The organism is Flavobacterium sp. ENC, from assembly GCF_020991415.1.
Lineage (GTDB): Bacteria > Bacteroidota > Bacteroidia > Flavobacteriales > Flavobacteriaceae > Flavobacterium.
In genome coordinates this window covers 918,880-931,147 of sequence record NZ_JAJMOY010000001.1, presented here as the reverse complement: position 1 = coordinate 931,147, position 12,268 = coordinate 918,880, and the positions used below count along the sequence as shown (strand labels likewise).

At 37.4% G+C, this 12,268-nt stretch carries 12 protein-coding genes; 3 read left to right on the top strand and 9 right to left on the bottom strand.

The genetic code is table 11. The features are described 5' to 3' along the window. Positions 1 to 188: 188 nt before the first annotated feature. Positions 189 to 1,139 carry a 2-hydroxyacid dehydrogenase gene (locus LPB89_RS03880; RefSeq protein WP_230700343.1) on the bottom strand — a complete coding sequence of 317 codons (951 nt, stop codon included), beginning with the start codon at positions 1,137 to 1,139 and terminating at the stop codon, positions 189 to 191. A 103-nt stretch (positions 1,140 to 1,242) separates the two neighbouring features. Here LPB89_RS03880 and LPB89_RS03875 point away from each other — a divergent pair, with 103 nt between their 5' ends. Genes LPB89_RS03875 through LPB89_RS03865 form a run of 3 tightly spaced genes read left to right on the top strand, consistent with a single transcriptional unit; the run spans position 1,243 to position 3,643 of the window. Further along, positions 1,243 to 1,935, top strand: coding sequence for an aspartate/glutamate racemase family protein (locus tag LPB89_RS03875; RefSeq protein ID WP_230700342.1), 693 nt, complete (start codon positions 1,243 to 1,245; stop codon positions 1,933 to 1,935). 17 nt (positions 1,936 to 1,952) lie between these two features. Then, positions 1,953 to 3,107, top strand: a complete 1,155-nt coding sequence (nhaA, locus tag LPB89_RS03870) for a Na+/H+ antiporter NhaA (RefSeq protein WP_230700341.1) — start codon at positions 1,953 to 1,955, stop codon at positions 3,105 to 3,107. Then, positions 3,104 to 3,643 (top strand): hypothetical protein, encoded by a 540-nt coding sequence (locus LPB89_RS03865; protein ID WP_230700340.1) that lies wholly within the window; start codon positions 3,104 to 3,106, stop codon positions 3,641 to 3,643. The genes nhaA and LPB89_RS03865 overlap by 4 nt, the downstream gene beginning before the upstream one ends. Before the next feature lie 68 nt (positions 3,644 to 3,711). On the opposite strand, the gene proC is transcribed toward LPB89_RS03865, so the two are convergent. The 8 genes from proC to LPB89_RS03825 all read right to left on the bottom strand — a co-directional run bounded on the left by proC (position 3,712) and on the right by LPB89_RS03825 (position 11,974). Beyond that, entirely contained in the window at positions 3,712 to 4,488 is a 777-nt protein-coding gene (gene proC, locus LPB89_RS03860) for a pyrroline-5-carboxylate reductase (RefSeq protein ID WP_230700339.1), read from the bottom strand. 101 nt (positions 4,489 to 4,589) lie between these two features. Continuing rightward, complete coding sequence (gene mgtE / locus LPB89_RS03855; RefSeq protein WP_127338928.1) at positions 4,590 to 5,939, bottom strand: magnesium transporter; 1,350 nt, start codon at positions 5,937 to 5,939, stop codon at positions 4,590 to 4,592. Beyond that, on the bottom strand, positions 5,923 to 6,708 hold the full coding sequence (gene rsmA, locus LPB89_RS03850) for a 16S rRNA (adenine(1518)-N(6)/adenine(1519)-N(6))-dimethyltransferase RsmA (RefSeq protein WP_127338927.1): 786 nt from the start codon (positions 6,706 to 6,708) through the stop codon (positions 5,923 to 5,925). The genes mgtE and rsmA overlap by 17 nt, the downstream gene beginning before the upstream one ends. 95 nt (positions 6,709 to 6,803) lie before the next feature. Further along, positions 6,804 to 7,115: a DUF4286 family protein gene (locus LPB89_RS03845; protein ID WP_127338924.1), complete on the bottom strand. Its 312-nt coding sequence runs from the start codon at positions 7,113 to 7,115 to the stop codon at positions 6,804 to 6,806. A 96-nt stretch (positions 7,116 to 7,211) separates the two neighbouring features. Further along, positions 7,212 to 8,993, bottom strand: a complete 1,782-nt coding sequence (locus LPB89_RS03840) for a tetratricopeptide repeat protein (RefSeq protein ID WP_230700338.1) — start codon at positions 8,991 to 8,993, stop codon at positions 7,212 to 7,214. Positions 8,994 to 9,050: 57 nt separating this feature from the next. Then, positions 9,051 to 9,881, bottom strand: coding sequence for a prolipoprotein diacylglyceryl transferase (lgt, locus tag LPB89_RS03835; RefSeq protein WP_230700337.1), 831 nt, complete (start codon positions 9,879 to 9,881; stop codon positions 9,051 to 9,053). Between the two features lie 85 nt (positions 9,882 to 9,966). Continuing rightward, complete coding sequence (gene serS, locus LPB89_RS03830; protein ID WP_230700336.1) at positions 9,967 to 11,238, bottom strand: serine--tRNA ligase; 1,272 nt, start codon at positions 11,236 to 11,238, stop codon at positions 9,967 to 9,969. Between the two features lie 196 nt (positions 11,239 to 11,434). Further along, positions 11,435 to 11,974 (bottom strand): DMP19 family protein, encoded by a 540-nt coding sequence (locus tag LPB89_RS03825; RefSeq protein WP_230700335.1) that lies wholly within the window; start codon positions 11,972 to 11,974, stop codon positions 11,435 to 11,437. Positions 11,975 to 12,268: the final 294 nt, after the last annotated feature.

Genomic DNA, 12,268 nt, shown 5'->3' with positions numbered 1-12,268 from the left:
TAAATAATATTAATTAAGTTAATTCCTACTCTTAAGGATTTTCGGTTACTCCCTAATCTTCAAAGACCACCTTATTTAGATTAATTCTTCAAAAATCAGAAACAATATTATTAAAAATTACCTAATAAAACTAATTATGAGACGAATTTTTAGAAGAAAACGCTCGTTATTTAAATCTAAATTTAAAGTTAATTAATATCGTAAACGGCCTTTATTTTGTCGACAATAACTTGTGCCAGCCGCTCATGGCTCTCAAATGTCCATCCGGCGATATGAGGTGTTAACAAAACGTTTTTAGATTCCAGTAGATACTGGAAAGCTTCAGGTGTATTATTATCCTGAAAAAGGGTTTCAAAAGATAACTTTTCATATTCCAGAACGTCTAAACCTGCTCCAAGGACTTTTTTAGCTTTCATGCCTTTTACTAAATCTGCCGTCACAATATTTTTACCGCGGGAAGTATTTATAATCCAGAAGGGTTTTGCAAAAGCATTTATAAAATCAGTATTTACCATTTTATCGGTTTCCGGAGTCCACGGAAGGTGCAAACTCAGAACATCTGCTTTATGCTGTAATTCCTGCAGGGAAACCTGTGTCGCATTTTCATCCCCGACATTTTCCAGAATATCATAACACAGCACATTAACTTCAAATCCCCGGAGTTTTTTGGCAAACGCTTTTCCCATGTTTCCATAACCAATAATACCCACGGTTTTGCCGTCGAGTTCATGTCCGCGATTGCTTTCCCTGTTCCAGTGTCCGGCTTTTATTTCCGAATCGGCCTGATTCAAGTTATTGAATAAAGACAGAATTACGCCCAGCGTATGTTCTGCAACAGCGTTGCGATTACCTTCCGGCGCTGCGATCAGATGTACTCCTTTGCTTTCGGCATAGTCGCAATCAATACTTTCCAAACCCGCGCCCACTCTGGCAATAAACTGTAAGTTGGGTGCCTTATCGAGAAAAGTTTTATCGATTTTAAAACGGCTTCGAATTACGATTCCGTTATACTCGTGAATTTTAGTTTCGATTTCTTCTTTCGAAGATTTAAAATCAGAATGATTTTCAAAACCGGCTTCTTCCAGCTGGTTCCAAAGAATGGGATTATTACTGTCGATATGTAGAATTTTTGCGCTCATATATTAAAACTTTATAGGAAAACAAAGTAACAAAAAAATTGCCGTTTATTATTTTGACAAAATTAATTCCCTAAAAAATGCGTAAATTCGCATAAAAGTGACTATGAAAACAATTGGCTTAATTGGAGGTATGTCCTGGGAAAGCTCCTCTTTATATTATCAGATCATAAACCGGACCATTCAGGAAAAACTGGGTGGTGTCCATTCCGGAAAATCGCTTTTGTATTCTGTAGATTTTAATGAAATTGCAGTATTGCAAAAAGAAGGAAACTGGGAGAAATTAGCAGAGTTGATGATTGAAGCGGCACAAAAACTCGAAAAAGGCGGTGCCGATTTTATTGTTTTATGTACCAACACGATGCATAAAGTAGCTGATGCCATAGAAAAAAGCGTATCCATTCCTTTAGTTCATATTGTTTATGCCACGGCCGAAAAGATTCAGGAGAAAAATATAAAAAAAATAGGTCTGCTAGGCACATCATTTACTATGGAACAGGATTTTTTTAAACTTCGTTTACTCGAAAAACACAACATCGAAACCATAATTCCAAACGAAAAACAAAGAGCCGATATACACCAAATTATATATGAAGAATTAGTAAAAGGAATCATAAACGTGGATTCCCGAAATATCTTTTTAGAAATAATCACTGATTTAATTCACAAAGGGGCCGAGGGAATAATCTTGGGCTGTACGGAAATTGAATTATTAATCACCAATGAATACACTGACGCTGAATTATTTAACACTGCTGCCATTCATGCAAAGAAAGCTGTCGAATTTTCACTAGCATAAAATATTAAAACGCAACAATGAAATTAACCAAAACTTTTAAAACCTTTTTTGAAAACGAAAAATCAGGAGGTCTGCTTTTACTTTTCGTTACCATTGCCTCTCTTTTATTAGCCAATTCTTCTTTTCAGACCGAATATATTTCATTTTGGGAAAAAGATTTAGGACACCATTCCATAACGCACTGGATCAACGATGGCCTGATGACTATTTTCTTTTTACTGATTGGTTTAGAACTGGAACGTGAAATTTATCACGGTGAATTATCGAATATCAAAAATGCTTCATTACCTATTATGGCGGCATTTGGAGGAATGGTTATTCCCGCAGCAATCTTTCTGGCCTTGAATTTTGGCACCGCCACCCAAAATGGAGCAGGAATTCCGATGGCTACCGATATTGCTTTTGCAATTGGAATTTTATCGCTTTTGGGAAGCAGAGTTCCGGCATCACTAAAAATATTCCTGACTGCCCTGGCGGTTATTGATGATTTGGGTGCTATCATTGTCATCGCGGTTTTTTATACAACATCAATTTCTTTTGTAAACCTTGCCATTGCCTTGGGGATATGGGGAATTCTGTTTATTCTGAACCGCAAGAAAGTGTACCATATACTTCCTTATCTGATCGGTGGGATTGCCATGTGGTATTTTATGCTGAATTCCGGCGTTCATGCCACGATAACCGGAGTCATATTGGCTTTTGTTATTCCGTTTGGAGATGGTGGAGAAAACTCAATATCCCATAAACTACAGCACTACTTACACAAGCCCGTAGCTTTTTTTATATTGCCCTTGTTTGCTGTTGCCAATACCTGCATCGCCATAAAACCGGACTGGCATGAAGGTTTAAATCACCCGAATACCTTTGGAATCGTCTTAGGTCTGGTTGTTGGAAAACCATTGGGAATCCTGCTTTTCTCGTTTGTTGGAGTTAGTGCCGGAATTTGTTCTTTACCAAAAGAACTAAAATGGTCTCATCTTTTAGGTGCGGGAATGCTGGGCGGAATTGGCTTTACCATGTCCATTTTTATTACCCTTTTAGCTTTTAAAAATCCCGAAACTATCGTTTTTTCAAAAATTGCCATTTTAATTGCCTCAATTCTTGCGGGCTTATTTGGTTTTTGCTATTTAAAATACATTCTAAAACAAAAGAAAAAAAGATCTAATTTATGAATTCAAGAAACAACCTAACAGCGCTGGTAATTTCCTTTCTTCTTATTACAGCCTGCAATGATAAACCCAAAACAGCCATCATCCCGCAGGAGCAGCCTAAAAATACAGCAGCTCTTCCTGCTCTAAAAAGTACTGAATCTTTCGAAGGAATCTATACTTCAGAGGATTGTGATCTTTCTGTACAAATCACAAAAACAAAAGAAGGCTATACCTATTTTCTTCAGACAAGTGAAAGAAAATTAAACGGTAAAGCCTCTGTAACCCAAAATGAAGCCGGTGAAAAATATGTGACCCTGGAAGGAATCCAATGGGACGATTACGAGGGAGACATCAGTAATGAAGAGGAAACAGATTCTGTTTCAAATCTGGAAAAGACCGCTAAAGACATAGAAATTCCTGTCGGAATCGACGCAAGTTATGTAAAAGATACCCTGACGATTCAGAATTACGGCAACTCCATGAATTCGTACACAAAAATTTCAGAGTGCGGTGCAAAGTATATCCGACTGGTTAAACAGATAAATTCCAAAAAATAAATTCCAAATTCCAATTCGATAATCAGAATTGGAATTTGGAATTTTTAAATATTGGAATTTTACTAACGCTATCCTTTAATCTGCTTGAGAGAAGTTTTAATCCCTTTGATTAAAGAAGAACTAAAACCATTGTGTTCCATTTCATTTAACCCGACAATGGTGCAGCCCTGAGGCGTTGTCACACGATCGATTAATTGTTCCGGATGTACTTTTTCTTCCAACAGCATTTTAGCCGCTCCTTTTACCGTCTGTGCAGCAATTGCCAGAGCAGTATTCGAATCGAATCCAATCTCAATTCCGGCCTGCATAGAGGCACGAATATAACGCAAAGCATACGCAGTACCGCAAGCACCCAAAACAGTCGCTGCATCCATCAATTTTTCATCGATTACAGGAGCCGTTCCCAAATCCTGAAACAAATCAACTATTGGCAATGCTTTTTCACGGTCTTTTTCAGGAAAAGAGATACAGGTTGCTGATTCTCCAAACTGAGCCGCAATATTGGGCATAATCCGGATGACAGGATATTCATTGTTTGTTTTGGACTGAAGGACGTCAAGCGACAACCCGCTTACTGCCGAAGCAATCGTTTTATTTTTGATTACCGGTAAAATCTCTGCCAGTATTGTATCAACCTGATAGGGTTTTATAGTTAGGATCACCACATCGGCTTCCTCAATATTGTGTTTGTTATCGGATGAAACGGTAATTCCATGTTCTGACAAATATAGAATGCTGGCTGTGTTGCGCCTTGTAACGGTTACCTGATTGTTTTTAGAGAATTTTGCAATTCCCAGGGCTATAGAAACCCCAAGATTTCCTCCTCCTATGATGTGTACTTTCATTACTTCTTTTTTAGCTGATTAATAGCCCGTTTTTTCAGCCACAAATTACACCGATTTTAGAGATCTTAAATCACTGCAATTCATTAATTTGTTGCAAAAACTTAAAACCCAAGAATCATTTTGGCTACTCCAAAATAAAGCATAATTCCAAAAACGTCATTGGTCGTCGTGATAAAAGGTCCAGTTGCAATGGCAGGGTCAATTTTATTTTTATGCAGGAAAAGCGGCACTAAGGTTCCCAGAGTTGCAGCAAACAAGATCACTACAATCATCGAAATTGAAATCGCAATCCCCACTAAATACTGCTGATACATCACCGAATGATACCCTAATAAAAGCAATGAAATAATCGTTCCGGAAATCATCGATACCGAAATCTCCTTACTGAAATAGCCGCGGCTGAATTCTTTCAAAGTTCCGTTGGCCAGACCCTGAACTACGATAGCCGAAGCCTGAACACCAATATTTCCGGCTGTTGCCGAAAGTAATGGCACGAAAATAATTAAAGTTGAATATTTTTGAAAAGTAGCTTCATTTCCTTTTAAGACAAAAGACGCCACAATCTCGATCACCATTCCGATTAAAAGCCAGGGCAAACGTGCTTTGGTTAATTCCAAAACACTATCGTTGGATTCTACGTCCTGCGTAATACCCGCCGCTAACTGGTAATCTTTGTCTGCTTCGTCCTTGATTACGTCAACGATATCGTCAATGGTAATTCTGCCGACCAGACGCCCCAGTTCGTCTACAACCGGAATCGCCTCTAAATCGTATTTTTGCATGATACGTGCCACCTCAACATCTTCGGTATCTACGTTTACGAAATTTAACTTTCGAATATAAATGTCACCGATTTGTGTTTTGGTCGAAGTAGTCAGTAAATCTTTAAGTGAAAGTCTTCCTTTCAGGCGGTTTTCGTCATCGACCACATAAATCGAATGTACTCTGGATACGTTTTCAGCCTGAATACGCATTTCTTTCACACAGGTCAGCACATTCCAGTTCTCGTTGACTTTTACGAGCTCTTTTCCCATCAGACCACCTGCGGAATTTTCGTCGTAACGCAATAAGTCGACAATGTCCTTTGCGTGTTCAACGTCAATTAACTCCGAGATAACCTCTGCTTTAATTTCCTGTGAAAGTTCCGCGATAATATCTGCGGCATCATTCGTCTCCAGCTCATCAAGTTCTTCTGCAATCTCCTTAGGCGAAAGTCGGCTTAAGATGTTTTCACGCAAATCATCTTCTAACTCCAGAAGGATTTCTGCTGTTTTATCACTATCTAAAACCTTAAAAATATAAGTTGCTTCGTCAAAATCCAGTTCGTCAAGGATTTCGGCGATATCTGCGTGGTGCAGGTCGTTCAATAAAACTTCAAGTTCCTTGTCGTTTTTATTAACAATATGCTCCTCTAACTGCTGGATTAAATCTTTACTAACTTTGAACTCCATCGGCTTCTATTTTTTGAGTCAAAACAATAAATTCGTCTACGCTAAGCTGCTCGGGACGTTTATCAAAGATACTATCTAATCGAAGATTATCTGATAAATTTAATGTTTTCAAACTGTTACGTAATGTTTTTCGTCTTTGCTGAAAAGCCGTTTTTACTACTGTAAAAAATAGCTTTTCGCTACAAGGAAGACTGTAATCTTCCTTTCGGGTCATTTTCATCACACCCGATTTCACCTTGGGCGGAGGAATAAAAACATTTTCGTCAACAGTAAACAAGTACTCTGTATCATAGAAAGCCTGGGCTAAAACGGATAAGATTCCGTAAGCCTTTGAGCCTTTTTTCTCGCAGATTCTTTCTGCCACTTCTTTTTGAAACATTCCTGAAAACTCAGGAATCTGATGTTTAAGCTCTAAAGTCCTGAAAACAATCTGGGTCGAAATATTATACGGAAAGTTTCCAATAATAGCGAACTGTTTGTCTTCGTACACTTCTTTTATGTTGTATTTCAGGAAATCCTGGGAAATAATCTTATCTTTTAGTTTTGGATAATTCTCGCCCAAATACACCACTGATTCTGTATCAATCTCGATGACATGGGTATTAATTGGTTTGTCAAGCAAATATTTAGTCAACACACCCATCCCCGGTCCTATTTCTAAAACCTCATCGTATCCTTTTAAACTTAAAGTATCTGCAATTGCTTTGGCGATACTTTCGTCCTTCAGGAAATGTTGTCCTAAATGTTTTTTGGCTTTTACTTTTTCCATTGTCTTTTTTTAGATTCTTAGATTCTCAGATCCTAAGATTGTTAGATTCTCGAAATATCGAATAATCTAAATATCGAATAATCCGAAAATCTCTTTTAATGTTCCGAAATAACTTCCAGCTCCGTCTTGAAAGAAAGCATTTTATCTGCAAATAATCCCAAAGCTTCTCTGTGAAATTCCGGTTCATCTTCGATGTAAAACTGCTCTAAAGTGGCCTTACTATCGGTAACATATTGAACGGAATACGTAATGCCGCCCATTTCTTCTTCAATCAAAACTTTTACAATTCGTGCTGAAGAGAATTTTTGTGTGGCTAAAATTTCCGGTATGTGTTTTTCCTGCATCCACTTTAACCATTGGTCGTGAACACTTTCGTGTATGTTGGTGGTAACGTTGTAAATAATCATTTTCTGTTTAGATTGTCAGACTTCTTAGATTGTTAGATTGTTAGATTATTTAGAAAAGTCTAAAGATCTGAGCAGTCTAAAATCTAAGAATCTAATTTATAAATTCTTGTCTCCTCTTAACTCGCGGTATTTTTTTCTCGCATCAACAAAGTAAATACTGTCCTGATGGTTAAAAATCACTTTTTCATATAAAGGCTTTGCCTTTTCCGTATCTTTCAATTCGTCGTTGTAAATTTCTGCCGAAAAGAACAACGCTTCATCTACATAAATTCCGTCGCTGTGATTGTCAATTATTTGCTGATACTGGCTCAGCGCAGCAGTATAATCTGCCTGACTTTCGTATATTTTTCCTAAACGCAACATTGTAACAGCTTCTATTTCCTGACCTTTAAAATTCTTCAGAATACCCTGAAACTGAGCAATAGCTTCGGGTTTCTTATTTTGGTACATCAGGAAATCGCCTTTCGCAAACTGCTTCAGTGCTGTTTGTGTCGAATCGGCAACGGTATTGTCATTGATCAGTAAAAAATATTCAAGAGCGTCATTGGCTATCAATTGTGTATTGGCTGATTTCAATTCTTTAAACTGTTTCAAAGCCCATTCAAAATCAGTTTTGTAATAACTTGTTTTAGCAGCTCTTAAACTCGCCTCATGCGACATCACATCATTCTTTAGATCCAGCTGAATCTGCGAATAATAAATCAGCGCCTGATTGAACTTTTCTTCAAGCAGCAAAATATCACCCAATTCCATTTTCGCATCAGCCTGCTGATATTCATTCAGGTTCAGTTCTAATGCTCTTTTTATAATTGCCTTGCCTTCTTCCGGTTTTTTCAGATTAAAAGCCAGAAAGTGTGCCTGAATTATTTGCAAAGATACGGTAAAAGGAGTGATTTCATAGGTAGTCAGCAATTGTTGTAACTCAGCCTCAATGGCCGGATAGTCTTTTTCCTGAGCTTTTTCAATTTTAATTTCCATCAAACTGGCATTGGTCTGAATGAGCAAATCTAAATCCTTGGTATTTAACAGAATAAAATTTAAAATTTCGGTAGCAGTCTCGGTATCATTTTCGTTCAGTGCAAACTGACTCAGGTTCACAATACTCATCAGGGATTCGGGTTCTCTTTTATAAATGGCTTTTTCCTGGATAAAAGCCTTTCCGAATTCTTTCTGCTGCACGTAAAACCAGCTTAAATAATGGTTCCAGAATACATCCTGATCTTTTTGCGTTCTTAGGATTAATGCTTTTCGCATCGCATCTTTGAAAGCTGTATTATCGGTTTCCCCATTCATAAAACGGGAAAGCTGTGTCTGGATTAAATTGGCATTCTGTGGATTTTTAAAGGACTCCGTCAGTAAAAGGTCGATCATAAGATCGGTCTTTCCTAACTGGCCGTACAACATTCCGATCTGAAAATTGAAATTGTAATTGGGCTGCACTTCCATTGCGGTCTGATACGCTTTTAAGGCATATTCCAGTAAAACCTTTTTCTCAAAGGAATTTCCGATCCCGTAAACATCATTCGAATTGGTTCTGATTTTTTCAATAGCCTGATCGTAGTAATTCCTGGCTTTGGATTCATTTTTCTGCAATTGGAAGTTATACCCCAATTCCACCAGAAAAACACCCTGTTTGTATCGGTTGTATCTTTCCTGAATTGCTTTTTGGGCAATATCAAATTGCTGCAACTGCTGGTAACAGTCGATTGTTCTTAAAAAATACTGAGTATTCGACGGCGCTAAATTTAAAAGCTGTTCGTAACTGACTTTTGCTTTTTCGAAATCGCCCTTATCGTAGTAATATTGAGCCAGCTGCTCATTTTGTGCAAGCGCAAAACCAGACCACAACACAAGAATATAGATAAAAATGTTTTTCATATTTCTGTTTTTTTTAAGTTGTGGTTTTTGGGCAGTTTAAAAACTTAACTCAAAATATCAAATTTCAACGTATTCTTTTTTTTCTTTTAATTTCCAAACGATCAAAGTTAAGCCGATTAAAATGAATGGAATACTTAAAATTTGTCCCATGTTGATCAACATCGTGTTCTCAAAACTCTCTTGATTTTCTTTGGAAAATTCAATTAAAAATCTGGCTAAAAATAACAATGTCAAGAAACTTCCAAACAATAATCCATTTGCTTGTTTTATTTTTTCTGATTTGTACATCCAGAATAAAATTACAAAAATCAACAAATAGGAAAATGCCTCATACAATTGCGTTGGATGCCTCGGAATCAAATCATCTCTTTGAAAAACAACGCCCCAATTTCCATTTGTAGGCTTTCCGTAAATTTCAGAATTCATGAAATTCCCCAGCCTAATAAACGCTGCTGTAACCGGAACTCCAATTGCCATTCTGTCCAACAGCCATAAAAAATTTACTTTGTATTTCTTACAATATAAAGTTATAGCAATTAAAACCCCAATTGTACCACCATGACTGGCCAAACCCTTAAAACCAACGAACTTATAAACGCCACTTATATTCTGAATAGGTAAAAGAATTTCTATGGGATGTTTGAAAAAATAATCCGGTTCATAAAAAAGACAATGCCCCAATCGAGCTCCCAAAATTGTTCCGACAATCACGTAAACTAATAAATTATCAAAATTATCTAAGGAGAGATTTTCTTTTTTATAAATATTTCTAACAATATAATAACCAAGTAAAAGCCCCGAAGCGAAAAGAGCTCCGTAATATTTTAAAGGAAAATCTGCAATCATGAAAATTACAGGATCTACATTCCAATTTAACACTGCGCTCATAGTTGGTTCTTTTTTAAATTATTCAGTCGCAGCTGACAGTCGCAGTTTGCTAACTGAATACTGCGACTGTAAACTGTAAACTAAATTAATCTATAATATCAAATCCGCAGTACGGACGTAAAACTTCCGGAATTACGATTCCTTCCGGCGTTTGGTAATTTTCCAAAATTCCGGCCAGAACCCTTGGCAGAGCCAGTGAACTTCCGTTAAGGGTATGTGCCAGCTGGTTTTTTCCGTCTTTGTCTTTGAAACGCAATTTCAGACGGTTGGCCTGAAAAGTTTCAAAATTAGAAACAGAACTGATTTCTAACCAACGGTCCTGCGCGGTAGAAAACACTTCAAAATCATACGTTAAAGCAGAGGTGAAACCCATATCGCCACCACACAAACGTAAGATTCTGTAAGGCAATTTCAATTCCTGTAAAATGTTTTTTACGTGCTCGACCATCCCGTCAAGCGCTTTATAAGAATTGTCCGGGTGTTCGATGCGTACAATCTCTACTTTGTCAAACTGGTGCAGACGGTTTAGTCCGCGGACGTGTGCTCCGTAAGAACCTGCTTCACGACGGAAACATGGTGTATACGCCGTATGTAAAACCGGCAATTCGCTTTCGCTCAGCAGAACATCACGAAACAAGTTCGTCACCGGAACCTCAGCGGTTGGAATCAGATACAAATCATCAATGGTAGAATGATACATTTGTCCTTCTTTGTCCGGCAATTGTCCTGTTCCGTACCCTGAAGCTTCGTTTACCAAATGCGGCACCTGAACTTCATTGTATCCTGCAGCTGTATTTTTATCTAAAAAGTAATTGATCAGGGCACGCTGCAGACGGGCTCCTTTTCCTTTGTAAACCGGAAATCCTGCACCGGCAATTTTTACACCCAGTTCAAAATCAATGATGTCGTATTTTTTTACCAGCTCCCAGTGTGGCTGTGCGCCTTCATGTAGCACCGGAATATCACCTTCTTCAAAGACGTTTAAATTGTCATCCGGCGTTTTTCCTTCGGGAACAATATCAGCCGGAAGATTGGGTAATGTGTATAATTTGTTCGTTAATTCGACAGCCAAAGCTTCTGCTTTTTCGCCTAATTCTTTACTTTTTTCTTTTAAGGAAACTGTTTTTTCTTTTAAGATTGCCGCTTTCGATTTCTCTCCGGCTTTCATCAGTTCACCTATGTCCTTGGATAATTTATTAGATTCAGATAAAACATTGTCTAATTCTACCTGCGCAGCACGACGGTTTTCATCTAATTGAACCACTTCTTCAACAACACTTTTGGCATCGATATTTCGTTTTGCCAAAGCCTTGATTACTTTCTCCTGATTTTCTCTAATAAATGCGATTTGTAACATAGCTTGATTTTTGTAACTATTTTATTTTTATATAAAGGAAGCAAATTTAAGGAAATGTTTGTTAAGAATAAGGACAAAGTTGCCCATAAAAGCGAATTTCACAGGGGAATCTGAAACTAATACAACATTTCTTTGCCATTTAGATTCAATTCTTTGTTGCTTTGTGGTTTTTCTTTGCAAATGGCATGAAATAAAACTATTCCCTTTTAATTTCATGTCCGACAAATTCCTCTAAAACCGCGAACATTTCGTCTACTGCAAGCACTTCGGTATCGGGATGGGATTTCAGGAAACCGGCGTTAAGTGTCACCAGGTTTTCTTCCAGTTCGAAGAAAGTATCGTTGTTCAGCAAATCTCTTGTTGGGTTTACGCCTTCGAGTTTGCCTCTCAGGAATTTATCAATTTTTACACTACTTAACAATCTTACTCTTTTGGCTTGTGTCTGAAACAATTCGAGATGTTTTTCGGCGCCAATCAGAGCCAGGCCTTCTTCTATTAGTTCGTTCAGTTCTTTATTCCAGCGTGAATTGTAGACGAATTGCGAAAAATTGCCTTCTGTATATTGCGACGTATAATAATCTAAGTAATAACTCATCAGGGCATCTTCCTGAATCAGGTCGTCGTCTATTTTTTCCTCGCGCATCAGGTTGATCACCGAAATATTAGAATTGATGACGTCCTGAGGATTTTCGCTGTTTGCTGCGGTTTCTGAAATAATGATTCTTCCGAATTCCATTTGAGTTTATTTTAAGGAGTTTGGTGCAAATTTCGGGTAAAATAATTGACGAAAGAAATCCTGATTTGCTTTTATTCACAATTTTATCATTCTTTCAGACAAGAAAGTAAAATTATTATCTGTAAATTTATAAAACGCTTCACTAACTCATTAGTAATCATAAATAAACACCAATAAAAAGTTATTATTTAAAGAAAAGAAAGCAACCTTTCCTAAAAAACACATCTGCTAACTAAGGAAATAAAACAATTTTAAGAATAAACTGTTTCATAATAACAATTGCCCGAGATCAAA